Consider the following 25,584-nt stretch of genomic DNA (forward strand, 5'->3'; position numbering starts at 1 on the left):
CCCTGACCACCACCGCCACCCGGCACTGCCCGCGCGCCAACCGGGAATTGCTCCGCCTGCTCGGCGGCACCCCGATCGCCCGCGTCACCGTCGACCTGCCCTGCCCGCAGCCCGGCTTCTGGGCCAAGCTCGAAGGACTCGGCGCCGGCGGCATGAAGGCGAGGGCCGCCGTCTCCATGCTGCTCGGCGCCCGGGAGCGCGGCGAACTGCGCCCCGGCGCCCCGGTCGTGGAATCGACCTCGGGCACACTCGGCATCGGCCTGGCCTTCGCCGGTCAGGCCCTCGGTCACCCCGTCGTCCTGGTCGGTGACAGCGAACTGGAGCCGTCCATGCGGCAGTTGCTGCGCTCCCACGGTGCCCGCCTCGAACTCGTCGACCGCCCGGCCGTGCACGGCGGCTGGCAGGCCGCACGCCTGGCCCGGCTGCGCGAACTGCTGGCGGAACTTCCGGACGCGTACTGGCCCGACCAGTACAACAACCCCGACAACACCGCCGGATACGCGACGCTCGCCGCCGAACTGGCCGCCCAGCTCGATCATCTGGACGTCCTGGTGTGCAGTGTCGGCACCGGCGGGCACAGCGCGGGCATCATCGGCCCGCTGCGGCGGCACTGGCCGCACCTGCGGCTCATCGGCGTCGACGCCACCGGCTCGACGATCTTCGGGCAGCCCGCGCGGCCCCGCCTGATGCGCGGCCTGGGCAGCAGCATCCACCCGCGCAACGTCGCCTACGACGCCTTCGACGAGGTCCACTGGGTGGGCCCCGCCGAGTCCGCCGACGCGTGCCGCCGCCTCGCCGCCGGAGCCTTCGTCAGCGGCGGCTGGAGCACCGGCGCCGCCGCCCTCGTCGCCGCGTGGGCCGCCCGCGTCCACCCGGGAGCCGTGGTCGCCACCGTCTTCCCCGACGGGCCGCACCGCTACCTGAACAGCGTGTACGACGACGACTTCGCCGCCGCCCACGGCATCGACCGGGCCACCGTCGCCTCCCGCCCCGTGGAGATCCCGCACCCCCGGGCCGTGGAGGCCACCGGCTGGACCCGGTGCCGGACCGTCACCGACCCCCTTCACACCCCGCACCCCCTTCCCACCCCCACGGAAGAGCACCAGTGAAGACCAGCCTGCGCACCACACGTCTCCAGCTGACCGAACCCCTGCGCATATCCCGCTCCACCATGACCGCCCGCGACGCCGTGTGGCTCACCGTCGAACACGACGGCCAGCACGGTTACGGCGAGGCCGTCAGCAGCGTCTACTACGGCCTCGACGCCGCGGTCCTGGAACGGCTCCTGGACGTGGAATCGGAATGGCTGGGCGGCTTCGCCGACCCCGAGAGCGCCCTGGAAGTCCTGAGGGACGCCGGGCGGCCGGGCGTGCCACCGAGCGTGACGGCGGCCGTGGAGTCCGCGCTGCTCGACCTGGTCGGCCGGCGAGCGGATCGTCCCGTCCACCAACTCCTCGGCCCCGGAGCCCCACCGGAACCACCCTCCGCCCCGACCGCCCGCACCATCGGCATCACCTCGCCCCAGCACGCCGCAGCCCAGGCAGCCGCGCTGTCCCGATCCGGATTCTCCCTGCTCAAGATCAAGGCCGGCGCTTCGGATCCGGCCGACGACCTGACGCGCGTAAGGGCCGTGCGAGCCGCCGCACCCCAGGCCCGCCTTCTTCTCGACCCCAACGGCGCGTGGAGCTTCACCACAGCACTCCCGCTCCTGGGACAGTACGCCGAGCTGGGAGTCGAAGCCGTCGAGCAGCCGCTGCCGCCCGGCACACCGGACGACCTCGCCCGGCTCGCCGAAAAGTCCCCACTCCCGGTCATCGCCGACGAGGACGCCGTCGGCTTCGAGGACGCCCGACGCCTCGCCGGGCGTGTCCACGGCATCAACGTCAAGCTCGCCAAGTGCGGGGGAGTGACCGCGGCCCTGCGCATCGCCGAGCTGATCGCGGAGTCCGACACCGCCCTGATGCTCGGCTGCCTGACCGCGAGCACCCTCGGCATCGCCCCCGCCGCCCACCTCGTCGACCGCGCCCGCTGGGTCGACCTCGACGGGCACCTGCTGCTCGCCGACGACCCGTGGACCGGCATCGGCGGCGCCGACGGGACCGTACGAGCAGGTCGAGAACCAGGACTCGGCGTGCGCCCACGCCGGCGCGACGAGCCGCGGCGGGCCGAACCGTGCTGAACACCTGGCGCGCCCTGCGCGGCTTCCCGCTCGCCATCCGGCTGCTCCTGGTCAACCAGCTCGGCGTCAACACCGGCTTCTACCTCCTCGTCCCCTACCTCGCCCTGCACCTGAGCGACGACCTCGGGCTCTCGGCGGCGGTCGTCGGCATCGTCCTCGGCGTACGCAACCTCAGCCAGCAGGGCCTCTTCCTCATCGGAGGCTCGGCCTCGGACCGGCTCGGCGCGCGCGGCGTCATCATCGCCGGATGCGCCCTGCGCACCATCGGCTTCGGCCTGTTCGCGCTCGGCGACGGCCTTCCGGTGCTTCTGGCCGCCTCCGTGCTCAGCGGGCTAGCCGGCGCCCTGTTCAACCCGGCCGTCCGCGCCTACCTCGCCCTGGAAGCGGGGGAGCGCAAGGCCGAGGCGTTCGCCCTCTTCAACGTCTTCGCCACCACCGGAGCCCTGATCGGACCGCTTCTCGGCAGCGCCCTGCTCCTGGTCGACTTCCGCACCTCCGCGCTCACCGCCGCCGGGATCTTCGCCGTCCTCACCCTCGCCCAGGCGCTCGTGCTCCCGGCCCGCAAGGTCGCGCCCAGCGGCAACACCGTCGTCGCGGACTGGCGCGAAGCCGTCGCGAACCGGGGGTTCATGGCCTTCGCCCTGGCCATGGTCGGCCTGTTCACCATGGAGAACCAGCTCTATCTGCTGCTCCCGGACGGTGCCCGGCGCGCGACCGGCTGGGACGGCGCGGCGGGGATCGTCTTCCTCGTCGGCACCCTCACGAACCTCGCGCTTCAGCTGCGCGTCACACGCGCGTTGAACCGGCGCGGCAGCAGGGCGCGCTGGATCAGTGCCGGGCTCGCCCTGATGGGGCTGTCCTTCGTACCCCCCATGGCGGTGACCCTGTACGACGGCGCGGCCGGCGGACTCACGGACGCGGCACTGCGCGCCGTGCCCGTCCTGGCCGGAGCCCTGCTGCTCTACCTGGGCGTGATGATCGCCCAGCCGTTCGTGATGGAACTGATCCCCGACTTCGGACGACCCGAGCTCACCGGCACCTACTTCGGCCTGTTCTACGTGGTGTCGGGCATCGCCGCCGCCGTCGGAAACACGGCGATCGGCTGGGCCATGGACGCCGGCGCGCACGCCGGTCCGCCCTGGCTGCCGTGGGCGTGCTGCCTGACCATCGGCCTCGCCTCGGCGGGCGGCGTGGCCTGGCTGCACCGGCGCCACGTCCTGCCCGCACCGCCCGCACCCGTACCGGCGACAGCATGAGCGAGCCACGCATGACCACGACCTCCGAGATACGCGAGCCGGCGCCGGCCTCCGACATACGTGAGTCCGGCACGGCCTCCGACATACGTGAGTCCGGCACGGCCTCCGAAATGCGCGAGCCTGCCACGACCTCTGACACCGCCGAGCCCGCCACGGCCTGCGGGACCGCCGCGAACCTCCTCACCGACAACCCCGAGCTGTACGAGGCCCGCTTCCCCGACCCCGACCGGCTCGCCGGGCGCTGGGCGGAGGACACGCTGCGCAGCCACGGGGCGGGGCAGCGCGTCCTCGACCTCGGCTGCGGCACCGGCCGGGACGCCGCCCATCTGCACCGTGCGGGCCGCACCGTCACCGGCGCCGACCTCTCCGAGGCCATGCTGACGTACGCCCGCACCCACCACCCCGGACCCGACTACCTCGCCGCGGACCTCCGCGAATTCGCCCTGGCAGACCGGGAGTTCGACGCCGTGGTCTGCCTGGACAGCGCCCTCCTCTACTGCCACACCAACGCCGAACTCGACGGCTTCCTGCGCTCCGTCCGACGCTGTCTCGCCGCAGGCGGGCTGCTCGTCGCGGAGATGCGCAACGGCGCGTTCTTCCTGGGCCGCACCGACCTCCTCGATGCCCCGCGCGTCGACGCCTTCACCTGGCAGGGCACCGCCTACCGCTCCACGACGACCCTGTCCGTGGACCGCACCGCGCAACTCCTGCGCCGCACCCGGGTGTGGACCGCCCACGACGGGTCCGCACCGGTCGAACAGCGTTCTGCCTGGCGGCTGCTCTTCCCGCAGGAACTGCGCCACGTCCTCGCCGGCCACGGTTTCGAGGTGCTGGCCCTGTACGACGGCCCGGGCCCGCGCACCGATCCTCCCTGGCACGAAGGCGCGGCGCCGGGCACGGCCACGGACGCCGACCGGCTCCACCTCGTCGCCCGCCTCCTGCCCACCGACTGAACTCCCGGCGGGGCCCGACCGCGCCCCGCGCCACGACTTCCACCGTCCGCACAGCAGGGAATCCACCATGAACGACATACGTCCCACCCGCCTGCCCCGCACCGACGCGCGCTTCCCCGGACTGCGCCGCCGCGGCTTCCTCGCCGCCACCTCCGGCGCCGTCGGCCTCGGCGCGCTCGCCCTCGCCGGATGCAGCTCCTCCGGCTCCACCGACACCGCTGCCAAGGGCGGCGGAAAGCCGCAGCGCGGCGGACGGCTGCGGGCCGCCTTCGCCGGCGGCGGGGCCAGTGAGACCCTCGACCCGCACGCGAGCAACCTCTTCGCCGACGTCGCCCGGGCCAAGGCCCTCTTCGACAAGCTCGCCGACTACGGCGCCGACCTCTCCGCCCAGCCACGCCTCGCCTCCGGCTGGGAGGCCGGCGCGGGCCTGGACCGCTGGAAGGTGACCCTGCGCAAGGCCACGTTCCACGACGGCAAGCCGGTCACCGCCCAGGACGTGCTCTACAGCTACCGCCGCATCACCGACCCGAAGAGGGCGTTCCGCGCGAAGGCGGATCTGGAACCCGTCGACCTCGAGGCGAGCCGGGCCCTGGACGAGCGGACCGTCGAGTTCGTCCTCAAGCGGCCCACCGCCGGATTCCCCAACGTGCTCGCCGCGTTCGGCGCGTACATCGTCCCCGAGGGTGCCGAACAGTTCGACCGGAAGCCGGTCGGCAGCGGCCCGTTCCGCTTCGTCTCCTTCGCGCCCGGCAAGTCCGCCGTCTTCCGGCGCAACACCGACTATTGGGACGGCGCCCCGCACCTCGACGAGCTGGAGATCGTCGTCGCCAACGAGGAGTCCGCACGCGTCAACGCGCTCCTCGGCGGCCAGGTCGAGTACGCCCACGAGCTGAACCCCACCACCGGCCGCGCCCACGAGGGCAAGGGACAGATCGAGATCCTGCGGCTGCGCAACAGCGGCATGCAGGCGTTCGCCATGAAGACCGACCGCAAGCCCTTCGACGACCGGCGGATCCGCGAGGCGTTCTTCCTCATCGCAGACCGCGAGGAGCTCGTGCAGGGTGCCCTGTCCGGGGCGGGGGAGATCGGCAACGACCTGTTCGGCAAGGGGTACGAGTACTACGCCGACGGACTGCCGCAGCGCGAACAGGACCTCGACCGCGCCAGGTCCCTGCTCAAGAAGGCCGGCGCCGAAGACCTCACGGTCACCCTCGACACCTCACCGGTCGCCGCGGGATTCCCCGAAGCCGCCTCCATCTTCCGCGACCAGGCCGCCAAGGCCGGCGTCACCATCAAGGTCAGGACCGGCAGCAAGGACAGCTACTGGACGGACATCCTCGACAGCGGCACCCTCTGCTCCTACCGCTCCGGCGCCATGCCCATCGAGACCCACCTCTCCCAGCGCCTGCTCACCGCCTCCACCACCAACGCCACCCACTGGCGGCACAAGGACTTCGACGCCCTCTACCAGCAGGCCCAGTCCACCAAGGACACCGGGCAGCGCACGGCCGTCTACCAGCGCATGCAGCGCCGTCTGTACGCCGAGGGCGGCTTCCTGATCTGGGGCTTCGCCGACTGGATCATCGGCACCGCCCGCACCGTCCGCGGAGTGGAGACGGACGCGCCCGCGAACTCCCTGGACTGGGCCCGCTTCGACAAGGTGTGGCTCGCGTGAGCGGACTCACCGCCTGGACCGCCCGGCGGCTGCTGCTCGGTGCGGCGCAGACGGCGGCCGTCGTGCTGCTCGTCTTCGCCCTCACCGAGGCGCTGCCGGGCGACGCCGCCGTCGCACTCGCCGGGGACCAGCCGGACCCGGCGCGGATCGCCGTCATCCGGGAGTCGATGGGCCTGGACCGGCCCGCCCTGGAGCGCCTGGCCGACTGGACGTCCGGCCTGCTCCACGGCGACCTCGGCACCTCACTCGCCTCCGGCCGCCCCGTCAGCACGTACATCGCGGACGGCTTCGGGCCGACGCTGCTGCTCGCCACGCTCACCGTCCTGCTGCTCGTGCCGCTCAGCGTCGGCCTCGGCGTGCTCGCCGCCCGCCACGAGGGCAGGCTCGCGGACCGGCTCGTCAGCTCCGTGACCCTGGGGCTCTACGCCGTACCCGAGTTCGCCTGCGGAGTGCTCCTGATCACGGTGTTCGCCATCCGCCTCCAGTGGCTGCCACCGACCGCCGTCGGCTACGGCACCGAACTGATCGCCCACCCCGCCGCCCTCGTCCTGCCCGTCCTCGTCCTGCTCTCCCGCCCGGTGTGCACCCTCGCCCGACTGGTGCGCGCCGGAATGATCGACGCCCTCGCCGCGCCGTACGCGGCCCAGGCCCGCCGCTACGGCATCTCCGGCGCCCGTGTCCGCTACGCCCACGCCCTGCCCAACGCCGTCACCCCCGCCACTCAGCAACTCGCCCGGACCATCGACTGGTTGCTGAGCGGAGTCATCGTCGTGGAGGCGCTCTTCGTGATCCCCGGACTCGGCACCGTACTCATCAACGCCGTCGCCGAGCGGGACATCCCCGTCGTGCAGGGCCTCGCCGTCGTCTTCGGCGTCCTCACCGTCGTCCTCAACACGGGCGCCGACCTGGTCGCCCGCCGCTTCGCACCACGAGGGGAGGTCGCCGCGTGAAGACCCTCACCGGTGGCGACCGCGGCAAGGCCCGCGCGAAGCCCGATGACGACGTGATGCGGCGTTCGCGTCCGCGCCACGTCCTCGGCGCCCTCCTCGTCGGCGTCCCCCTCGTCCTGGCCCTGCTCGGACCCCTGTTCGCGGGTGAACCGGGGCCGCGCGCCGCGTCCTTCACCACAGGCGGCGGACACTGGCTGGGCACCGACTTCGTCGGCCGGGAGGTCTGGCGGGAGGTACTGCTCGGCGGTCGGTCCGTCGTCCTCGTCGCCCTCACCGCGACGGCCCTGGCCTACCTGGTGGCGCTGCCCCTCGGTCTCGTCAGCGCACTCACCCACCGCACCTGGCTGGAGGAGCTGCTCATGCGGCCTCTCGACGTGCTGCTGGCGGTGCCCTCGCTGCTCATGGTGCTGCTCGTCGCCGCCGTCCTCACTCCCGGGGCCGTGCGCCTCGCGCTCCTGGTGGCGCTCGTCAACATCCCGGACGCGGCCCGCATCGTCCGCGCCGCCGCGGCGGAGGCCGCGTCCCGGCCGGCCGTCGAGGCCCTGCGTCTGCAGGGCGAGACGTGGTGGCGCACCGCCGTCGGCTACGTCGGCCGCTCGGCCACCCGCGTCCTCGCCGCCGACGCGGGCGTCCGCTTCACGGGTGTGCTCTACCTCGTGGCCACCGCCGCGTTCCTCGGTGTCGGCGTCGAACCCGACGCGTCCGACTGGGCGGTGATGGTCGACCGCAACCGCACCGGCCTGTTCGTACAGCCCTGGGCCGTGGTGGTGCCCGCCCTGCTCATCGTCGCCCTGACCATGGGCGGAAACCTGCTCGTCGACTCCGCCCTGGAGCACAGGAAGAGGTCCCGGATGAAGAGGCGCCCCGCATGAACGCGAAGACGGAGACCGTCGCCGAGATCGAGAACCTGTGCGTCGACATCGACGGGCGCAGGATCGTGGACGGGGTGAGTCTGCGGGTGCGGCCGGGCACGGTCACCGCCCTCGTCGGCGCGTCCGGAAGCGGAAAGACGACCACCGGGCTCGCCCTGCTCGGTGAGTACCCGGACGGTGCCCGTGTGAGCGGCGAGGTGCGCGTCCCCGAGGGCCTGGTCGGCTACGTCCCCCAGCATCCCGGAGCCGTCCTCAACCCGGCCCGCCGCATCGACGCCCTGCTCACGGACATCGCCCGCGCCCAGATGAGACACCTTCCGAGGCGCGAGCGCCGCGCGGCCGCCAAGGAGCGCGTCCTCAAGGCTTTGGCTGACGCCCAACTACCAGATACGGAAGCCCTCTTGAAGCGGTATCCACACCAACTCTCGGGCGGGCAGCAACAGCGTGTCGTGCTCGCCCAGGCGTTGCTGCTCGGCGCGAGGGTCGTCGTCGCGGACGAACCCACCACCGGCCTCGACCCGCTGACGAAGCACCATGTGGCCGACCAACTGAGGTCGGTGGCCAGGCAGGGCATCGCCGTGGTCCTGCTCAGTCACGACCTGGACGTCGTACGCGCCCTTGCCGACGAGATCCTCGTCCTGCGCCACGGCCAAGTGGTGGAATCCGGACCGGCGGAGCGCATCTGGCTCGCGCCCCGCCACCCCTACACGAGCGAACTCCTGGCACAGTGCCCGGAGTGCGCAACCGAGGAACGCGGCGATCCGGGCAGCACCGTCCTGCACCTCACCCACCCCGGCCTCCAGGCCCGACACGGCCGCTCCGTGGTGCTCCGCGTGCCGGAACTCACCCTGCGGGCGGGGGAGTGCCTTGCCGTCGTCGGCCGGTCCGGCAGCGGCAAGACCACGCTCGGCCGCTGCCTGGCCGGACTCCACCGCGACCACGACGGCACCCTCACCCTGGACGGCTCACCGCTCCCGCGCAGCCTGCGCACCCGTACGCGTGAGCAACTGGCCGCAGTCCAGTACGTCTTCCAAGACGCGAAGGCCGCCTTCGACGAACACCGCACGGTCCTCGACCAGGTGGCCCGCACGGCCGTCCGGCTCCGTGCCCTCGCCGAGGCGGACGCCCGCGCCGAATCGCTGACGACGCTGACCGGCCTCGGGCTCACCGAGGAACTCGTACGCCGCCGGCCCGGCCGCCTCTCCGGAGGCGAACTGCAACGCGCCGCCCTCGCCAGGGCCCTGCTCGCCCGGCCACGGGTCCTGGTGTGCGACGAGATCACCTCGGGCCTGGACGCCGTCACCCGCCGCGCGCTCCTCGACCGGCTGGCGCGCCTCCTGCACGACCGGAACGAGGACCTGTCCCTGGTCCTGATCACCCATGACCTCGACACCGCGTCGCTTGCGACCCGGATCGTCGTACTCGACGACGGTGAACTGGTCGACCAAGGCCCTGCGCGCCAGGTGTTGGCGGCGTTCGACCGACGCGGCGAGAGGAGCGGGGCGGTCACCACATGACCCGATGGAACTCCATCGTGCCGAAGGTCGCGACGTCCATCACGTAGCTCCACAAGGCGTACCGCCCCTGATCGGCGCGGCGGTAGGTCTTGCCGAACCCGTTGTCGAGGATCTCGGTCCAGTCGTCGCCCTGCCCGTAGTGCGCGAACAATCGATCGTTGCGGCGTGACGCGTCCTCCGCGGACTCCGCCGGGGTCTGGTAGATCACCTCGTGCAGCCGGCCGTGCCAGAGAGTGAGGAGCAGTCGGCCGCCGTCGACCACATAGGTGTCCACGACCGCGTCGGGAGCCTTTTCGTGAGGGCGCGACGACTCGAGTTCGCCGGGGACCCGCACTTCGTCGGCGGCGCACAGCAATTCCAGCAGCGGCAGGTCATCCATCGGGCGGTCCATGAGGGGCCACCCTAGTAGTCCTCGACGAGTTCGATTCGGCCATCTCGCTCGTACCGGTGACGAACCGATCACCCCTATTGGATACTGCCACTATCCAATCAATGGAGATGCTTCTCCACAGGGGGACTCGTGAAGCGAACCGGCTTTCCCATGCCCAGATACGTCAGCGCCGTCTGTGCCGCCGCCGCGGCGACGGTCTTGGCCACCGCCACCTCGGCGGCGGCGGAGACCGGCCCGGAGCAGGACAACTTCCTTCCTGCCATGGTCCATTCCATCCTCCACCTCGACATCGATCCGCCCGGTGCCAACGACTGGAACTGCCGGCCCAACGCCGCCCACCCGCGTCCGGTCGTCCTGGTCCACGGCACCTATGAGAACCGCTACAACAACTGGGCCCGGATGTCACCCGAGTTGAAGGCTCAGGGCTACTGCGTCTACGCCCTCGACTTCGGCGACACCGACGACGCCGCGGTGGCTCTCGCCCCCACCGTCAAGGGTTACGGAGACATCAAGGAGTCCTCCAAGGAGCTCGCCGCCTTTGTGGACAAGGTGCTCGCTGCCAGCGGCTCCGGGCAGGTCGACCTGGTCGGCCACTCCCAGGGCGGCACCCTGGCCCGCTGGTACCTCAAGGCCGACGGCGGCGCGAACCCGGCCGACCCCTCGAAGAACAAGGTCAGGAAGGTCGTCCAGCTCGGCGCGACCAACCACGGCACCACCATGAGCGGCATCTCGACACTCGCCGACAAGCTCGGGATTCTCGAACCCGGGCAGGTGTCCGTCGGCAAGGCCGGCGTCCAGCAGTACGAGAAGTCCGACTTCATCAAGGAGCTCAACGCCGACGGTGACACCGTTCCCGGTGTCGACTACACCGTGATCGCCACGAAGTACGACGAGATCACCACCCCCTGGCAGAGCACGTTCATGACGGCGGGCCCCGGCGCGACGGTGCGGAACATCGCCTTGCAGGAGGGCTGCCCGATCGACCTCTCCGCCCACCTGAGCATGTCGTACAGCCCGCGCGCGATCGGACTCGTCGAACGGGCCCTGGACCCCTCGGCCCCGGCGGCCCCCTGTGTGCTGAGGGCGCCGGCCTTCTGATTCCAGCCCCGCAAGTCCGCTTGGCAGAGGCTGTGTCGTGGGCGAGGCCGCGTCCCGGCCCGGGTGTCGTCTTCACCCCGGGGCGGGACGCGGGCGGCGAGGAGCGCGACGTCGCCGGCCGAGAGGTTCCCCTGGTCCCACAAACCCGCCGGCTCCGGCGTGCCCCGTGGGACAGGTCCTATTGGCGCCCGGTGAAGAACACCGAGCGCAGCTTCAGGCGGTCGCCGGCGGGCCTTCCGTTCGGGCGCAGGGTCCAGGAGTCGCCCGTGCAGTCGGGCTCGGTGAACACCATCACCCATTCGTCGGTGTCGTTGTGCGGGGCGAAGGCCGGCTCGGAGGAGCCGGGGTCCGCGACCTCCGGCAGCGTGACACAGCCCGGGCTCGCCGGGTCGTGCAGGGTCGCCCTCTGCGGCCGGCCGTCGGGGTCGACGTAGGTGTAGGAGAAGTCGCCGTCGGCGGCCGACGCGGAGGCCGGCAGGGCGAGCGTGAGCGTGAGCGCGCCGAGGGCGGCGGCCAGGGTCGTACGAAGGCGCATCGAGGTTCCTTGCGGCAGGGCGAGTAGGTTCCCGCCCAGGCTGTCCCGTTCAAGATCACGGAAAGGGTTCTGCCGGGCCGTATTCACCCCAAGGGGGCCGTCCATGGGTCATGTGGGGGACGGGGCGGGCCCAGGGGTGGACCTGATGCTCCCGCAGAACGTGGTGCGACCTGTGGCCGCCATCGGCTCACGCGCCGCTTCGGACCGTGATGTCGCCGTTGCTGCTCCGCAGCCCGAGGCGGTACTTGCCCGCCGGGTCGTCGGAGACGCCGATGGTCCTGTCCCCGTTGTCCGTGTCCGCCGTCACCTGATAGCCGGCCTTCGGCAGGGTCAGGGTGATGTCTCCGTTGGAGGTCTGGGCCTGCACGTCCAGCGGGGTCGCCAGGTCGAGCTTGATCGCGCCGTTGGAGGTCTGTGCCTGGACGCGCGTGCCCTTGATGTCGTCCCCGGTGATCCTGCCGTTGGAGGTCCTCACCTCCACCGCGCCGGAGACGCCGTGCAGCTCGATGCGGCCGGAGCTGGTGGTCACGTTCACGGCACCCACCTTGTTCAGGTGGACCGCGCCGCTGGACAGCTCCCCGGTCACCGGAATGCCGGCGGGTACGTCGACGGTGTAGTCGACCGAGCAGCGGCTGCCGCAGCCGCCGAGGATCAGCACGCCGTTCTCGATCCGGTGGGTGGCGTCCCGCGGCTTGTCGTCCCGGTATTCCACCTCCCGTCGCAGGGACAACTTCCCGCCGTCGTCCGTGCCGTTGACGGTGACACCGCCCGACCCGTTCTCCACCCGCACAGACGTGATCTTCCCCGACAGTGTGCTGGTGTCCTCGAAGGTCTCGCCCTTGACCAGGCCGCACGCGGCGAGTCCGCCGGCGGTGAGTGCGGCTGCCGCCAAGGCCCCGAGGCGGCGGAGTGCCTGACGCATGGATGTCCCCCAAGTCTCGTGAGCCGTCTGAACAGGCCCGAAGAAGATGCTGGTTCCGTGCCGGTCTCCGGCGCGACGCACCTCGACGCTATGGCGGTCGGCTGCACACGACCATGGGGTGTACCCCCGGGTTCAACCAGGGGCTGGCCTCAGCCCGGACGGTCCGGCAGCCTCCAAGTGGCCCAGATCTGGGGCCTGTTCATTCATTCCGAGGCCCCGATGTCCCGCTTGCGGCGGAAGTAGTCGTTGATGATCACGCGGAACCGGTCGGCGTCCGGCCGCGCCCAGTTGCGCATGAGCTCACTGCCGAAGGCGATCGAGGTGATCGGCTGCGCGCCGGCCTGCACCATCCGTTCGACTGCGGTGGCGTGCGACACGGGGGAGACGCCTCCTACGGCGTCGATGACGGGGTACACCTCGTAGCCCTCGCGGAGCATGTCGAGGGTGGGGAACGCCAGACAGACTTCGGTCCACAGGCCCGCCATGACGATCTTTTTCCGGCCCGTGGCCTCGATGGCGGCGCGGAAGTCCGCGTCCTCCCACGAGTTGACTCCCGTGCGGTCGATCTCGGGTACGGAGGGCAGTTCACGGGCGAGTTCGGGGACGGTGCCCTCGTTGACGCCCATGCCGACTCCGACGGTGGAGAGCACGGTGGGAATCTCGTACGCGCGGGCGAGCCGCGCCAGCGTCGTGGCGCCGAGATCGATCTCGGCGCGGCTGGTGGACCCGATCGTGGCGTACTGGCCCGCCTGATAGTCGATGAGGACCACGGCGCAGTTGTCCGGCGAGAGCAGATGGTCGCTCAGGGTGTCCCGTACCGGCTCAGGGGATGTCTTGTGCGCGGGGTCGACGGTCATGGTGAGCTTCTCTCTTTACTCGGTGGGGAGTGCGCCGGGGAGCGGCTTGTGCTGAGCTTGGGGCCGTTGTCGAAGCTGCCACGACCGACACGCCGCCGCACGCAGGTCGTCGCTCGGCCGCCGAGGGGTGCGGTTGCCCGCCGTCCGCGTGACCCATGCGGTCCCGTGGTGGGAAAGTGGTGGGAGAGGCGGCCTGGAAAGGCAGGTGAACACCATGGTCGAGCCGGTGCCCGGGGCGTACGAGGACAGCCGGTACGACGAGGCCCGCTCAGCACGTGTGCCGGCGGATCTGGCCTGGCTGAACGCGGCCGGGCGGCAGATCGGGACCACGCTCGACCTGCGGCGGACCACGCAGGAGCTGGTCGATTTCGTGGTGCCGGAGTTCGCCGACGGCGCGGCCGTCGACCTGCTCGAATCCGTACTGCGCGGCGCTGAGGTCGACCGCTGGCGAGGGCCGGGGATGCCGGCCATGCAGGCGATGGCGATCGCCTGGATCCCGCAAGTGCGCATGATCGAGGCGACCCCCGTCGGCAGCGCGACCTCGTTCGCCGGCTACGGCAGGGACGCTCTGACTTCCGGTGAGCCGGTTCTCGTGTCCCGGGTGACCCCTGAGGACTTCACGAAGATCGCCTCCACTCCGAGCGGAGCAGGGCAATTGCGGGCCGCCGGGGTGCACAGCTATCTGGTCGTCCCGGTGATCGCCCGCGGTGTGCTGCTGGGGCTCGCCGACTTCGTGCGCGCCGGTGACCGGCCGGGTTTCGACCGGGCCGATGTCGCGCTCGCGACCGAACTGCTCGGGAAGGCCGCCGTCGCCTTCGACAACGCGCGCCTGTACCAGCGGGAGCGTGACACGGTGGTGACGCTCCAGCACAGCCTGCTACCGCGCGAGTCGCCCCTCACCCTTCAGCTGGAGGTCCGGCCCGGCTACCAGCCGGCCCGCGACCGCCGTGTGGCGGGCGGCGACTGGTTCGACATCGCCGCGCTCCCCGGCGGCCGGACCGCCCTCGTGGTCGGCGACGTGCTCGGCGGCGGCCTGTCGGCGGCCGCGACCATGGGCCGATTGCGTGGGATCGCCCGCGTCCTGCTCGCCCTGGACACGGTGCCGGAGCGGGTGCTCACCCGGCTGGACCTGGCCGCGCGTGACCTCGACGAGGAGCAGGTCGCCACCTGCCTGGTCGCTGTCTACGACCCGGCCGACGGCAGCTGTGCGCTGGCCTCCGCCGGGCACCTGCCGCCCCTCGTGGTCGACCGGGACGGCGACGCCCGCTTCGTCGACCTGCCGGTCGGCGGTCCGATCGGGGCCGGTGCGATCCCGTACGAGGGCGCCCGGATCACGTTGCCCCAGGGCGCGCGCCTCATGCTGTACACGGACGGCCTCACGAAGACGCGCGGTGGTGACCTGGCCCAGGACCTGGAGCGGCTGCGCCGGACCGCGGCCGAGATGCCCGCCGGGGCACCGGCACCCGGTGTGGACCAGCTGGCCACACCGGAACGATTCGATGACGCCGTCCTGCTCGTGGCCGACACCCACGACGCGGCAGAGGACATCCGGATGTGGGAGCTGCCGGCCGACGCGTCGGCCGGCAGCTTCGCGCGGAAGGTCGTGCGCGGGCAGCTGGCCGACTGGGGGCAGCCGGAGTTGCAGGATTCCGCGGAGCTGGTGGTCAGCGAGATGGTCGGCAACGCCATGCGGTACGGCAGGGGGCCGGGACCGCTCAGACTCGTGCGGCACGGCCGGGTGATCGTGGAGCTCGCCGACCGGGGCCCCGACCTGCCGCAGATCCAGTTCGCGGCGCCGACCGACGAGGGCGGCCGCGGACTGCAACTGATCAACATGCTGTGCCGCCGCTGGGGAGCCTGCCGGACGGCCTACGGCAAATCGGTGTGGGCGGAACTGGACCTGCCGACGGAGCGCTAGCGGTCGACCGGTCGTCCGCCCCGCTCCCTGAGTGCCGCCCACACCTTGCCTGGTCGTTCGACCGGCTGACCTGCGTCAGTCGACGTTGACCCCGGACCAGGCCGCGCGTACCGCGTCGTACTCGGTGCTGCCGGCTCCGTACAGGTCGCGCGCGGCCATGAGCGTGCCGGTGCGGGCGCCCGCGTAGTCGGTGGTCGACGTGAAGTACGTGGTCAGCGCCTTGTACCAGATCTGGAGTGCCTTGGCGCGGCCGATGCCGGCGACCTTGGCGCCGTCCGCCGTGGGGGAGTCGTAGGAGACCCCGTTGACGGTCTTGGCGCCGCTGCCCTCGCTCAGCAGATAGAAGAAGTGGTTGGCGACGCCCGACGAGTGGTGGACGTCGAGGCTGCCGACGCTCGGGCTCCAGTAGTCGGCGGAGGCGCCGTCCTTGCTGGGCCTGTCCATGTGGCGCAGCGGGGTGCCGTCGCCTTTGAGGTCGATCTTCTCGCCGATGAGGTAGTCACCGGCATCACGGCGGTTCTTGGCGTAGAACTCCGCGCCGGTGCCCATGATGTCGGAGGTCGCCTCGTTCAGGCCCCCCGATTCGCCGGTGTACTGCAGGCCCGCGGTGCTGTTGGTGACGCCGTGGGTCATCTCGTGGGCGGCCACGTCCAGTTCGGTCAGCGGGTGGGTGTTGGCCTTGCCGTCGCCGTAGGTCATGCAGAAGCAGCCGTCGTCCCAGAACGCGTTCTGGTACTGGTCGCCGTAGTGGACGCGGGAGTAGGCGGCCTGGCCGTTGTTCCTGATGCCGAGGCGGCCGAAGGTGTCCTTGTAGAAGTCCCAGGTCTTCTGGGCGCCGTAGGCGACGTCAACGGCAGCGGTCTGGCCGGTGGCGGAGCCGGAGGCCCTGCCGTCGCCCCAGGTGTTGTCCTTGTCGATGAACAGGGATCCGGTCGAAGTGCCGGTCGTGTGCTTCGAGTTGTAGACCTTGTGGCCGCCGCGGGTGGCGTCCTTCAGCTGGTACCGCGAGCCCGACCGGGCGGTGTTCAGGGCGACCTTGCCCGCGTACTGGCTCCTGCCGGTGCCCGTGGCGGTCACGACGGCCTGGTACTCGAAGAGTTTCTTGCCGGTGGAGGCGTCGGTGATGACGTACAGCTGGTTGGGGGTGCCGTCGTCCTGGAGGCCGCCGACGACGGTCTCGTAGGCGAGGACGGGCCTGCCGGAGACGTTCCAGATGACCTTGCGTGGCGCACCGTCGGCGGTGGTCCGCTCGGAGCCCTGGGCCTCGGCGGCGGACACAGCCTGCTGCTGTGCTCGGTCGGCCGGGACATCCGGAGTCAGCGTGGCCACCTCCACGGTGCCCTTGCGTGCTCTGGTGACGCCCTTGGAACTGCCCGAGCCGGCGGTGTGGACGACGAGGTCCCCGCCGAGCACCGGGATGCCGGAGTAGGTGCGCTCGTAGCGGGTGTGGACGGTGCCGTCGACATCTTGGACGACGCTTTTCACGACGAGCCTCTCGTCGGGGCCGAGGCCTATGCGGCGCGCGGTGTCGTCGGCGCCGGCCTGCGCCTGACGTATGAGCTCGGCGCGTTCGGCCTCGGTCAGTTCGGCCGGTGCGGCGCCCGGGGAGCCGGCTGTGGCCGGTGCACCGGGCGAGGTGGAGGGGTCCGGACTGCCGGCGAAGGCGGTGAGGGCCAGGCCGCCCGATATGAGGGTGCCTGCGGAGACCGCGGATATGACGGTGAGCTTGGTGCGCGATCGGCGCGAGTGCAGGGGGCTCACTCGAGCTCCTTTTCATGGGGGGAGACGGCCGGCGTGCGTGGCCGGCCTGCGGCGCCCGGGACAGGGGTGACATCCGGGCCGCGTGAGGTCGACGCTAGTGGCCGCACTCCGGCCCCCGGAACCACACCCTCGTGAAGATCCTGTGACCGAAAGTACGTGTGACCATGAGAACCAAACCCCATGACGGTTATGCGCCTTTGAAATACCGTCAGCTACGGTCTCCTGCGAGTGTGTCCAGGACATCCGCGACCGGCGTGGGATCCAGAGGGCCGACGTGTGACGCCCTGGGGAAGTCGTGCACGCGGAAGCGGTTGCCGGGTGTGGACGCGTCGGCTTCCGCGATCATCCGGTCCTGGAGCGCGGTGGCGATCGTACGGTCCCTGCCGAAACGCAGATATGTGCGGGGAACGCGTCCCCAGGTGCCGGCCCGGCCGACCGCCCGTCCGGCATAGGCGGCGACGGGCTCGTCGGTCTGCATGCCGGCCAGTGTGCGGAGGAATTCGGCGTCGGGGTAGTCCGCGCAGATCATCTCCTTCAGGAGGTCCAACTCGCCGCTGACGCCTGTACGGAAGTTCAGCCGAAGGACCGCGAGCCGGTCCGGGTCACCCACCGTCAAGGCCACCGGGCTGACGGCGTTCGCGTTCTCGGGTGCCGCCGTGCAGGCGTCCGCCGTGGGCAGAGCGCGGCTGGGACAGAACGCCGCCATGTAGCAGATGTGGTGCAGCAGATGCGGGACGGCGTCGGCGACACGGCTGACCGACACGCCACCCAGGCTGTGCCCGACCAGCACCACCGGGCCGTTCCTGGCGGCCTGCCGAACGATGCCCGTGACGCGCGCCTCGTAGTCGTCCAGCCCGAGACCCTTCAGAGGGGAGGGCTCGACCGCCATCGCCGCGAGGTCCTGCCGTTGGTACGACTCCGGCACGAACGCCTCCGCGCCGTGTCGCGGTTGGTCCACCATGACCACGCGGTGGCCGCGCAGCGCCAGTTCCCGCGCGATCGGCATCCAGAACGCGCCGGCGCTGTGGGTGCCGTGCACCAGCACGTAAGTGGTGAGCCCGCGATGCGGGGTCGCGGCGGCGGGGGAGGTTCCGAAGCCGGTGGCCAGCGCCGTGCCTCCCACCGCGAGTCCGAGCTGGCGCAAAGTAGTCCGCCGGGTGGCACCTTTTCGTTGTGCGTTCGTGTCATCGCTCATGAACACAACGCTATGAACGGCCTGTTCGGCCCACCATCGGCCCAGCACCCCCGCAGAGGTGGAACCAGAAACACCCTGCAATGCGGTACCAGATGCCCAGGCGCGAGCCCCGCTGCCGTGGCCGAGGGATGCGGAGGCCATCTGGGCGCGGCCCGGAGTGCCCCGACGGGTGCCCGGCCGTTCGTGTACGTGAGCCCGCTAGGTTCAGCGGGCCGCCGTGGTCAGAAGCTGCCCCATGGCGGCGAGGACGGACGGCTCGACCCGGTAGTAGACCCAGGTCCCGCGTCGCTCGGACGTGAGCAGACCGGCGTCCTTCAGCTTCTTCAGGTGGTGGGAGACGGTCGGCTGCGAGACGCCCACGTCGGAGATGTCGCACACGCACGCCTCGCCCCCCTCGTGCGAGGCGACCAGGGAGAACAGCCGCAGCCGCACCGGATCGCCGAGCGCCTTGAACATCTTCGCGGTCCGCTCGGCCTCCGCGGCGCTCAGGGGGCGCTCGGTCAGCGGCGGGCAGCACGGTGCCGCGGTCTCGTCCGGCTGATTCAGGACGGGCAGCTCCGCAACACGAGTATTCGACATACGTCGATATTGACACTTGTCGATGCCGCGTGGCAAGGTCGTCCATATCGACGCCTGTCGAAACAGTAGTCCGGTGCCCCTGACCTGCCCTGGAGAACGTGATGAGTGACAAGAGCGCGCCCGCCTCCCTGCCGACCGTGGTCATCGGTGCCGGCCCCATCGGCCTGGCCGCCGCGGCCAACCTGGTCGAGCGGGGCCTGGAACCGCTCGTCCTGGAGGCCGGACCGCAGCCCGCGGCGGCGGTCCGCGCATGGGCGCACGTCCGACTCTTCTCCACCTGGGGCGAGGTCGTGGACCCTGCCGCCGAGAAGCTCCTCGCGCCCACCGGCTGGACCCGTCCCGACCCGGCGACGTATCCGTCCGGCTCCGACTGGGCCGAGCAGTATCTGCAGCCCCTCGCCGACGCCCTCGGCGACAAGGTCCGCACCGGCGCCACCGTCACCGGGGTCTCGCGCGCGGGCCGGGACCGCATCGTCGACGCCGACCGCGACACCCAGCCCTTCGTCGTCCACGTCACGTACGCCGACGGCAGCGAGGAGCGCCTCTTCGCCCGCGCAGTCATCGACGCCTCCGGCACCTGGGCCACCCCGTCCCCGGCCGGCGGCAGCGGCTTGCCCGCGCTCGGCGAGCGCGCCGCATCCGACCGCATCACCTACCGCGTGCCCGATCTCGACGACCCCGACGTCCGGCGCCGCTACGCCGGAAGGCGCACCGCGGTCATCGGCTCCGGTGCCTCCGCGTTCACCGCCCTGGCCGGCCTGGCCCACCTCGCCAAGGCCCCTGACGGCGCGGGCACCAAGGGCGTATGGATTCTGCGGCGCGGTATCTCCGGCTCCACCTTCGGTGGTGGCGCCTCCGACCAGCTCCCGGCCCGCGGCGCCCTCGGCCTGGCCGCGAAGGCGGCTGTCGACGACGGACACGCGGACGCGGTCACCGGCTTCCGCACCGACGCCGTCGAACGCGACGCGGACGGCCGGCTCGTCCTGGTCGCCGAGGACGGCCGCCGCCTCGACCCGGTCGACGAGGTCGTCGTGCTCACCGGCTTCCGCCCGGACCTGTCCTTCCTCTCCGAGATCCGCCTGCGCCTGGACGAGCGCCTCGAAGCACCGGTCGAACTGGCACCGCTGATCGACCCGAACCAGCACTCCTGCGGCACCGTCTACCCCCACGGCCACCGCGAGCTGTCCCACCCGGAAGAGGGCGTCTACCTCGTCGGCATGAAGTCCTACGGCCGCGCCCCGACCTTCCTCGCCCTGACCGGCTACGAGCAGGTCCGCTCCGTTGTCGCCGCGATCGCCGGGGACACGGACGCGGCCGACCGCGTCGAACTCACCCTCCCCGAGACCGGCGTGTGCGGCGGTGCCGGCCTCTTCGACACCCCGGCCGCCGAGGAGGAGTCGACGGGCGGCTGCTGCGCACCGGCCCCGGCCCTGATCGAACTCGGCGCCGTCGGCACCCTGCGCGCTCCCGCCTCCGGCGGCTGCTGACCGTCACCGTCCCATCCGCGCTCCACGACAGGAGGACCACCATGTCCCGTGTGCAACTGGCTCTGCGCGTACCCGACCTCGACGCCTCGATCGCCTTCTACAGCAAGCTGTTCCACACCCAGCCGGCCAAACTCCGCGACGGCTATGCCAACTTCGCCCTCGCCGAGCCCCCGCTCAAACTCGTCCTGATCCAGGGCGAGCCCGGGCAGGACACGCACATGGACCACCTCGGCATTGAGGTCGCCTCGGCCGCAGACGTCCACGCCGCCACCGTCCGCCTGGCCGGCGAAGGGCTCGACACCACCGTCGAGAACGACACCACCTGCTGCTACGCCCTCCAGGACAAGGTCTGGGTCCACGGGCCCGGACAGGAGCCCTGGGAGGTCTACGTCGTCAAGGCCGACGCCGACCGCCTGGCCAGGCCGACCTCCAGTGCCTGCTGCGACGGCCCGGACCAGACGGCGGCAACGTCCAGCTGCTGCTGACGACAACGCCACCGACGTCGCCACGGACGTCGCCCAACACCCCGCCCGGACACCGGAATCAGGCGTCAGAAGAGGAGGGTGATCTTTCCCGACAAGCCGCCCTGGCGGAAGCGGGCGTGCGCGGCTCGGACATCGTGGAGGCTGAAGGCGGCGTGCACGCGAAGCCGCAGCGAGCCCTGGTCGACGAGCTCGGACAGCTCGGTCAGGCCCGCGCCGTCCTCGCGCACCTGGTTGACGGTGGTGCGCACCCCGCGCGAGGACAGGTCGGGGACCGGACCGGCCTGCGTGGCGACGGACGCGTACCGGCCGCCATCGGTCACCGCTTCGGTCACGAACGCCCCGAACGTGTCGAAGACGGCGTCATAGTGACGGTCGCGCAGAGCGTCGCGGTCGGTCGTGACGAGGCCGGCACCGTGGTCGCGGGCGAAAGCGACCTGCGCCTCCCGGGAGACCAGGGCATCGACCTCCACGCCACGCGCACGGGCGATCTGCAACGCCAACCCGCCGACCGCACCCGCGGCCCCGGCGATCAGGAGCCGCTCGCCCGGCTCGACCGCCAGCCAGTCCAGCGTCTGCAAGGCCGTCAGCCCGGGAAGCGGCAAGGTGGCCGCCTCGGACAGGCTGACGGAGCGCGGCGCGGGCGCGACCGCCTGTGCGGGTAGCACGACCAGGTCGGCCCAGGTTCCACGCCCGGTGCTGAGCTGGTGCGACATGGCGATGACGCGTTCACCGGGGCGCAGTCCGGTGCTCCCGCCGTCGACCACGACGCCGGCCAGATCCCAGCCGAGCGTCATCGGCAGCGGAGGCGCTCCTTCACCGATGGCGCCGTCCCGTGTCTTGTCGTCGACCGGGTTGATGCTGGTCGCGACGGTGCGGATCAGCACCTCGCCGGAGCCGCGTCCGAGTTCGGGTTCGGGAACCTCGACCACGTCGAGGATGTCAGGAGTGCCGAAGCGATCGATCTGTATGGCGCGCACGAGGAGTCCTTCACATGGCGGGTCCGACAGCAGGTCCCAACACCGGTGATGATCAAGCGATTCCCGGCAGGGCCTCCGGGACGACCCGTTCACGTCGTGTCCGTCACGCGGGCTTCGGCGCGGGCGCGGACAGGGGCGCGTCGATGTCGTAGATGCGCGCGTCGACATGGTCCAGGGCGTGCCGGACGGCTCCGAGCATGACGGCCTGATCGCCCAGTTTCGAGATCGCCAGGGCGGGTGGTTCCAGGCACAGCGGGTCCAGGTGGCGGCGCAGGGGCTCCATCAGGACGTCCGCCGAGCGGGACACGCCGCCGCCCAGGACCACCAGGTCGGGGTCGACCGTGAGGACGAGCGCGGCGATGCCTTCGGCCAGATCCCGGGCGAAGCGGTCCACCGCTTCGAGAGCGGCCGGATCGCCGGAGCGGGCCGCGGTGAAGACGAGGGCGCCGACCTGCTCGCGCGGGGTGCCCTCGGGCAGCCGCGGGTACTCCGTCAGATGGGCGGGGGCCCGGTGCCAGCCGACCAGCGGAAGGGCGCCGATCTCACCTGCCGCGCCCCGGCGCCCTCGGTGCAGTTCGCCCCGGATGAGGATGCCGCAGCCGGTGCGCATGCCGGACAGGACGAAGACCACGTCGTCGACCTCTTGTGCCACCCCGGTCCAGCGCTCCGCCAGGGCTGCCAGGTTGCAGTCGTTCTCGACGAGGACGGGCACGTCGAAGTCCCGGCCGACCTCGGAGGCGAGATCGAGGCCGGTCCACTCGGGCAGGCTGTCGGACAGGCGGACCGTTCCTGAGGAACTCACCACGCCTGTCGTGCCCACGCACACGGCCATGACGTCGGACCGGGTGAGCTCGGCCGCCGCGAGTGCCTGAGCCGTGGCGTCGCGCACGGCGGCGAGTCTCCCGGCGCGGCCGGTCGTGGCGTCCACCGCGGCGCAATGGCGGCCGGCGGGTTCTCCGTCCAGGTCGCAGACGACCGCGCGGATGCTGGAGGCGCCCACGTCGATGCCGAGGACGTGTCCGGCCTCGGCGCGGAAGCGGAACAGGCGCCGGGGGCGGCCCATATGACCCGCCTGCGGCGGCACTTCGCCCAGCCACCCCATGCCGGTCAGCTCCTCGACGAGTCCTTCGACCGTGGGCCGGGAGAGCTCCGCACGGGCCGCCAACTCCGTGAGCCCGATGGGTGGTCCGCCTCGCAGTGCCCGCATGGTGGCGACCATGTTGATCCGCCGCATGCGCGATCCGTCGCTCCCGCGAATCTTCAACTACACACACCTCAACGTGTATTGACAGAATCCAACACTACTAATAAAAACATCCTTCATTAGTAAGTCGCAAGCAGCCAGCGGAGGTTGTCGATGCACGGTCCGGAAGTCGAGCTCGCGGTCATCGGCGCAGGCCTGAGGGGTACGGGGTACGCCCGCCGTGCCCGCGAAACCGGCCGGGCGCGCATCACGGCCGTGGCCGAACCGGACCGGGAACGCCGCACCCGCTTCGCCGAGGAGCACGGCATCGACGAGCGGAACGTGTTCGAGGACTGGCGCGACCTCCTGGACCGCGACCGTCTCGCCGACGCGGTGATCATCTCGACGCAGGACAGCATGCACGTCGAACCCGCCGTCCGCGCCGCCGAACTCGGCTACCACCTCCTGGTGGAGAAGCCGATGGCGCCGACCGAGAAGGAAGCCGCACAGATCACCGAGGCGGCCGAACGCCACGGCGTCCTCCTCGCCGTCTGCCACGTCATGCGCTACACCCGCTACACCGAGACGCTCAAGGAGATCCTCGACGCCGGGCGCATCGGCGACGTCATGAACATCCAGCACCTCGAACAGGTCGGATGGTGGCACCAGGCCCACTCCTTCGTCCGCGGCAACTGGAGCAACGAGGCCGCCTCCGCCCCGATGCTCCTCGCGAAGGCCTGCCACGACCTGGACTGGATCGTCCACATCAAGGGAGCCCTGCCCGAACGGGTCTCCTCCTTCGGGAACCTCGTGCACTTCCGCCCGGAGCGGCGCCCCGGGAACGCCGCCGACAACTGCCTCGACTGCCCGGTGGAGAGCACCTGCCCCTACTCCGCCAAGCGGATCTACCTGGACTGCCTCGGTGACCCGGCCAAGGAGTGGTGGCCGCTGTCCGCCGTCACCGACGACCACACCGAACACGGCGTTCTCACCGCCCTGCGCGAAGGACCGTACGGCCGCTGCGTCTACGCCTCGGACAACGACGTCGTCGACAGCCAGGTGGTGGACCTGGAGTTCGGCGACGGCACCACCGCCAGCTTCATGATGACCGCCTTCGCCGCCCTGGAACACCGCAAGACCCGCGTCTTCGGCACCCACGGCTCCATCGAGGGCGACGGCGTGAACCTCCGCGTCCACGACTTCCTCACCGACACCTACTCCACCGTCGTCACCGACACGAGCCCCGGGGCCTCGGCGGCCGAAGGGCACGGTGGCGGCGACGAGGTCCTCCTGGACACCTTCGTCGAAGCCGTACGCGGCAAGGATCCGACCCTCATCCGCTCCACCGGCCGCGAAAGCCTCGACACCCACCGGGTGGTCTGGGCCGCCGAGACCGCCCGTCGCACCCGCACGGTCAGCACCCTCTCCCCGCAGGACAGACCACTCACCGGAAAGACGATGTGATGAAGCAGCCCCTGACCCGCACCACCGCCCTCGCCCTGCTGTGCACCCTGGCCTTCGGCGCGAGCGCCTGCGGCAAGAAGAACAGCGGCGACTCCGCCGAAGGAGCAGCGGACAAGTCCTTCTCGTACACCTCCACCTGGGGCAAGGACGAGCCGCAGGCGAAGATCTTCCGCGCGGCGATCGCCGACTTCACGGCGAGCACCGGCATCAAGGTCGACGTGAAGTGGATGGGCCGCAACGGCACCGACACCCTCGCCACCGAGATGGCCGCCGGACGGGGCCCCGACCTCTTCGACACCGGCACCGACACCATGGGCAAGCTCCGCGCCCAGAACCTGCTGGCCCCCCTCGAAGACGTCCTGAACGAGAAGATCCCCGGGGAGGGCAAGACCGTCGGGGACGTCCTGCCGGCCGCCGCCGAGGAAGCGTCCAGCGACGAGAAGGGCCTCGGCCTCATACCCCACACCGTCATCTCGACGGGTGTGTGGTTCGACGCGGGCAAGCACCCCGACCTCGCCAAGACCCCACCGCGGACCTGGCCCGAGTTCACCGCCTACCTGGACAAGGCGAAGAAGGACGGCCGCACCCCCATCGGCCAGGACGGCACCGTCCCCTTCTACAACGCCTACTGGTTCTACTCCGCGCTGGTGCGCGCCAACGGAGCCGGCAGCCTGCACGCGCTCGGCACCGACGCGGCGGCCTGGGACAAGCCAGAGGTCCTGGCAGCGGCCAAGCAGGTGCAGCAGCTCGCCGAGGGCGGCTACTTCCAGAAGGACTTCATCGCCACCAAGTACCCGGCCGCACAGGACAAGTTCGCCACCGGCGGCTACGACCTCAACATCAACGGCACCTGGCTGACCAGCGAGATCAAGCCGAAGCTGCCCGCCGGTGCCAAGATCGAGTCCTTCCAGTACCCGGCCGGCGGAAAGAACTCCGTCGAAGCCGGAACGCTCGGCTGGGGCGTCAACGCCAAGGGCAAGCACCCCGAGGCCGCCAAGAAGTTCCTCGCCTTCTTCCAGCAGAAGAAGTACGCCTCCCGCATCGGGACCGAGGCACTGAACATCCCCGCCCGGTCCGGCGTGCCCGCCCCCGAGAACCTCACCGGCATGCAGAAGACCATCACCGACGCCACCGTCGTCCACAAGCCGTACGACGGAGCCCCCGCCCTCAACGCCTGGTGGACCGACATCTTCATGCCGCTCGACGACAAGCTGCTCGGCGGAAAGATCACCGCTCGGGAGTTCGTGGCCCAGGGCAAGGAGAAGAGCGCCGCCTCCATCAAGGCCAACAGCTGACCCTGCCCGGCAGCACCTCGGCACAGCCACGACCC

At 71.2% G+C, this 25,584-nt stretch carries 24 protein-coding genes; 14 read left to right on the forward strand and 10 right to left on the reverse strand.

Going from position 1 to position 25,584, the window contains the following annotated elements:
* The first annotated feature begins 2 nt into the window (after positions 1–2).
* The 8 genes from IAG42_RS34700 to IAG42_RS34735 all read left to right on the forward strand — a co-directional run bounded on the left by IAG42_RS34700 (position 3) and on the right by IAG42_RS34735 (position 9,402).
* Positions 3–1,109 (forward strand): PLP-dependent cysteine synthase family protein, encoded by a 1,107-nt coding sequence (locus IAG42_RS34700; RefSeq protein WP_188341762.1) that lies wholly within the window; start codon positions 3–5, stop codon positions 1,107–1,109.
* Entirely contained in the window at positions 1,106–2,179 is a 1,074-nt protein-coding gene (locus tag IAG42_RS34705) for a dipeptide epimerase (protein WP_188340914.1), read from the forward strand. Before IAG42_RS34700 ends, IAG42_RS34705 begins: the two co-directional genes overlap by 4 nt.
* On the forward strand, positions 2,176–3,435 hold the full coding sequence (locus IAG42_RS34710; protein ID WP_188341763.1) for an MFS transporter: 1,260 nt from the start codon (positions 2,176–2,178) through the stop codon (positions 3,433–3,435). Before IAG42_RS34705 ends, IAG42_RS34710 begins: the two co-directional genes overlap by 4 nt.
* Before the next feature lie 110 nt (positions 3,436–3,545).
* The gene (locus tag IAG42_RS34715; RefSeq protein WP_188341764.1) at positions 3,546–4,388 is read left to right on the forward strand and encodes a class I SAM-dependent methyltransferase; all 843 of its coding nucleotides are present in this window, start codon (positions 3,546–3,548) and stop codon (positions 4,386–4,388) included.
* A gap of 67 nt (positions 4,389–4,455) precedes the next feature.
* Positions 4,456–6,063, forward strand: a complete 1,608-nt coding sequence (locus tag IAG42_RS34720) for an ABC transporter substrate-binding protein (RefSeq protein ID WP_188340915.1) — start codon at positions 4,456–4,458, stop codon at positions 6,061–6,063.
* Complete coding sequence (locus IAG42_RS34725; protein ID WP_188340916.1) at positions 6,060–7,013, forward strand: ABC transporter permease; 954 nt, start codon at positions 6,060–6,062, stop codon at positions 7,011–7,013. The genes IAG42_RS34720 and IAG42_RS34725 overlap by 4 nt, the downstream gene beginning before the upstream one ends.
* 56 nt (positions 7,014–7,069) lie before the next feature.
* Positions 7,070–7,885 carry an ABC transporter permease gene (locus IAG42_RS34730; protein ID WP_188341765.1) on the forward strand — a complete coding sequence of 272 codons (816 nt, stop codon included), beginning with the start codon at positions 7,070–7,072 and terminating at the stop codon, positions 7,883–7,885.
* The gene (locus IAG42_RS34735) at positions 7,882–9,402 is read left to right on the forward strand and encodes an ABC transporter ATP-binding protein (protein WP_188340917.1); all 1,521 of its coding nucleotides are present in this window, start codon (positions 7,882–7,884) and stop codon (positions 9,400–9,402) included. The genes IAG42_RS34730 and IAG42_RS34735 overlap by 4 nt, the downstream gene beginning before the upstream one ends.
* Here the strand turns inward: IAG42_RS34735 and IAG42_RS34740 are convergent.
* Both IAG42_RS34740 and IAG42_RS38190 read right to left on the reverse strand, forming a co-directional pair.
* Positions 9,392–9,793 (reverse strand): hypothetical protein, encoded by a 402-nt coding sequence (locus IAG42_RS34740; protein ID WP_188340918.1) that lies wholly within the window; start codon positions 9,791–9,793, stop codon positions 9,392–9,394. The genes IAG42_RS34735 and IAG42_RS34740 overlap by 11 nt on opposite strands.
* A gap of 98 nt (positions 9,794–9,891) precedes the next feature.
* Positions 9,892–10,056, reverse strand: coding sequence for a hypothetical protein (locus IAG42_RS38190; RefSeq protein WP_223206301.1), 165 nt, complete (start codon positions 10,054–10,056; stop codon positions 9,892–9,894).
* Here IAG42_RS38190 and IAG42_RS34745 point away from each other — a divergent pair.
* Positions 10,055–10,891, forward strand: coding sequence for an esterase/lipase family protein (locus IAG42_RS34745; protein WP_223206302.1), 837 nt, complete (start codon positions 10,055–10,057; stop codon positions 10,889–10,891). The genes IAG42_RS38190 and IAG42_RS34745 overlap by 2 nt on opposite strands.
* Before the next feature lie 178 nt (positions 10,892–11,069).
* On the opposite strand, the gene IAG42_RS34750 is transcribed toward IAG42_RS34745, so the two are convergent.
* The 3 genes from IAG42_RS34750 to IAG42_RS34760 all read right to left on the reverse strand — a co-directional run bounded on the left by IAG42_RS34750 (position 11,070) and on the right by IAG42_RS34760 (position 13,205).
* On the reverse strand, positions 11,070–11,426 hold the full coding sequence (locus IAG42_RS34750; protein WP_188340920.1) for a hypothetical protein: 357 nt from the start codon (positions 11,424–11,426) through the stop codon (positions 11,070–11,072).
* A gap of 187 nt (positions 11,427–11,613) precedes the next feature.
* Positions 11,614–12,348, reverse strand: coding sequence for a DUF4097 family beta strand repeat-containing protein (locus IAG42_RS34755; RefSeq protein WP_188340921.1), 735 nt, complete (start codon positions 12,346–12,348; stop codon positions 11,614–11,616).
* 203 nt (positions 12,349–12,551) lie between these two features.
* Positions 12,552–13,205, reverse strand: coding sequence for a hydrolase (locus tag IAG42_RS34760; RefSeq protein ID WP_188340922.1), 654 nt, complete (start codon positions 13,203–13,205; stop codon positions 12,552–12,554).
* A 214-nt stretch (positions 13,206–13,419) separates the two neighbouring features.
* Between IAG42_RS34760 and IAG42_RS34765 the strand changes: the two genes are divergently transcribed.
* Positions 13,420–15,123, forward strand: a complete 1,704-nt coding sequence (locus tag IAG42_RS34765; protein WP_188341766.1) for an ATP-binding SpoIIE family protein phosphatase — start codon at positions 13,420–13,422, stop codon at positions 15,121–15,123.
* 75 nt (positions 15,124–15,198) lie between these two features.
* Here IAG42_RS34765 and IAG42_RS34770 read toward each other — a convergent pair whose 3' ends face one another.
* The 3 genes from IAG42_RS34770 to IAG42_RS34780 form a co-directional block, all read right to left on the reverse strand.
* Positions 15,199–16,884 carry a M4 family metallopeptidase gene (locus IAG42_RS34770; protein ID WP_188340923.1) on the reverse strand — a complete coding sequence of 562 codons (1,686 nt, stop codon included), beginning with the start codon at positions 16,882–16,884 and terminating at the stop codon, positions 15,199–15,201.
* A gap of 208 nt (positions 16,885–17,092) precedes the next feature.
* Positions 17,093–18,085: an alpha/beta hydrolase gene (locus tag IAG42_RS34775; RefSeq protein WP_223206303.1), complete on the reverse strand. Its 993-nt coding sequence runs from the start codon at positions 18,083–18,085 to the stop codon at positions 17,093–17,095.
* 198 nt (positions 18,086–18,283) lie between these two features.
* Positions 18,284–18,658, reverse strand: a complete 375-nt coding sequence (locus IAG42_RS34780; protein ID WP_188340924.1) for an ArsR/SmtB family transcription factor — start codon at positions 18,656–18,658, stop codon at positions 18,284–18,286.
* 101 nt (positions 18,659–18,759) lie between these two features.
* Here IAG42_RS34780 and IAG42_RS34785 point away from each other — a divergent pair, with 101 nt between their 5' ends.
* Entirely contained in the window at positions 18,760–20,145 is a 1,386-nt protein-coding gene (locus IAG42_RS34785; protein WP_188340925.1) for an NAD(P)-binding domain-containing protein, read from the forward strand.
* Positions 20,146–20,186: 41 nt separating this feature from the next.
* Positions 20,187–20,630 carry an ArsI/CadI family heavy metal resistance metalloenzyme gene (locus IAG42_RS34790; protein WP_188340926.1) on the forward strand — a complete coding sequence of 148 codons (444 nt, stop codon included), beginning with the start codon at positions 20,187–20,189 and terminating at the stop codon, positions 20,628–20,630.
* A gap of 65 nt (positions 20,631–20,695) precedes the next feature.
* Here IAG42_RS34790 and IAG42_RS34795 read toward each other — a convergent pair whose 3' ends face one another.
* Positions 20,696–21,607 (reverse strand): NADP-dependent oxidoreductase, encoded by a 912-nt coding sequence (locus IAG42_RS34795; RefSeq protein WP_188340927.1) that lies wholly within the window; start codon positions 21,605–21,607, stop codon positions 20,696–20,698.
* Positions 21,608–21,710: 103 nt separating this feature from the next.
* Positions 21,711–22,841 (reverse strand): ROK family protein, encoded by a 1,131-nt coding sequence (locus IAG42_RS34800; RefSeq protein WP_188340928.1) that lies wholly within the window; start codon positions 22,839–22,841, stop codon positions 21,711–21,713.
* Positions 22,842–22,964: 123 nt separating this feature from the next.
* Between IAG42_RS34800 and IAG42_RS34805 the strand changes: the two genes are divergently transcribed.
* Together IAG42_RS34805 and IAG42_RS34810 are read left to right on the forward strand one after the other, a co-directional pair.
* Positions 22,965–24,254 carry a Gfo/Idh/MocA family protein gene (locus IAG42_RS34805; RefSeq protein ID WP_188340929.1) on the forward strand — a complete coding sequence of 430 codons (1,290 nt, stop codon included), beginning with the start codon at positions 22,965–22,967 and terminating at the stop codon, positions 24,252–24,254.
* The gene (locus tag IAG42_RS34810; protein WP_188340930.1) at positions 24,254–25,549 is read left to right on the forward strand and encodes an ABC transporter substrate-binding protein; all 1,296 of its coding nucleotides are present in this window, start codon (positions 24,254–24,256) and stop codon (positions 25,547–25,549) included. Before IAG42_RS34805 ends, IAG42_RS34810 begins: the two co-directional genes overlap by 1 nt.
* Positions 25,550–25,584: the final 35 nt, after the last annotated feature.

Origin of the sequence: Streptomyces xanthii, assembly GCF_014621695.1 — a bacterium.
Lineage (GTDB): Bacteria > Actinomycetota > Actinomycetes > Streptomycetales > Streptomycetaceae > Streptomyces > Streptomyces xanthii.

Coding starts and splice junctions, on each gene's coding strand:
- IAG42_RS38190 (WP_223206301.1), bottom strand. CDS start 10,056: ATGGCAGGAAGGAAGTTGTCCTGCTCCGGGCCGGTCTCCGCCGCCGCC.
- IAG42_RS34740 (WP_188340918.1), bottom strand. CDS start 9,793: ATGGACCGCCCGATGGATGACCTGCCGCTGCTGGAATTGCTGTGCGCC.
- IAG42_RS34780 (WP_188340924.1), bottom strand. CDS start 18,658: ATGTCGAATACTCGTGTTGCGGAGCTGCCCGTCCTGAATCAGCCGGAC.
- IAG42_RS34800 (WP_188340928.1), bottom strand. CDS start 22,841: ATGCGGCGGATCAACATGGTCGCCACCATGCGGGCACTGCGAGGCGGA.
- IAG42_RS34755 (WP_188340921.1), bottom strand. CDS start 12,348: ATGCGTCAGGCACTCCGCCGCCTCGGGGCCTTGGCGGCAGCCGCACTC.
- IAG42_RS34810 (WP_188340930.1), top strand. CDS start 24,254: ATGAAGCAGCCCCTGACCCGCACCACCGCCCTCGCCCTGCTGTGCACC.
- IAG42_RS34785 (WP_188340925.1), top strand. CDS start 18,760: ATGAGTGACAAGAGCGCGCCCGCCTCCCTGCCGACCGTGGTCATCGGT.
- IAG42_RS34765 (WP_188341766.1), top strand. CDS start 13,420: ATGGTCGAGCCGGTGCCCGGGGCGTACGAGGACAGCCGGTACGACGAG.
- IAG42_RS34760 (WP_188340922.1), bottom strand. CDS start 13,205: ATGACCGTCGACCCCGCGCACAAGACATCCCCTGAGCCGGTACGGGAC.
- IAG42_RS34730 (WP_188341765.1), top strand. CDS start 7,070: ATGCGGCGTTCGCGTCCGCGCCACGTCCTCGGCGCCCTCCTCGTCGGC.
- IAG42_RS34790 (WP_188340926.1), top strand. CDS start 20,187: ATGTCCCGTGTGCAACTGGCTCTGCGCGTACCCGACCTCGACGCCTCG.
- IAG42_RS34720 (WP_188340915.1), top strand. CDS start 4,456: ATGAACGACATACGTCCCACCCGCCTGCCCCGCACCGACGCGCGCTTC.
- IAG42_RS34750 (WP_188340920.1), bottom strand. CDS start 11,426: ATGCGCCTTCGTACGACCCTGGCCGCCGCCCTCGGCGCGCTCACGCTC.
- IAG42_RS34745 (WP_223206302.1), top strand. CDS start 10,055: ATGGTCCATTCCATCCTCCACCTCGACATCGATCCGCCCGGTGCCAAC.
- IAG42_RS34715 (WP_188341764.1), top strand. CDS start 3,546: ATGCGCGAGCCTGCCACGACCTCTGACACCGCCGAGCCCGCCACGGCC.
- IAG42_RS34735 (WP_188340917.1), top strand. CDS start 7,882: ATGAACGCGAAGACGGAGACCGTCGCCGAGATCGAGAACCTGTGCGTC.
- IAG42_RS34805 (WP_188340929.1), top strand. CDS start 22,965: ATGCACGGTCCGGAAGTCGAGCTCGCGGTCATCGGCGCAGGCCTGAGG.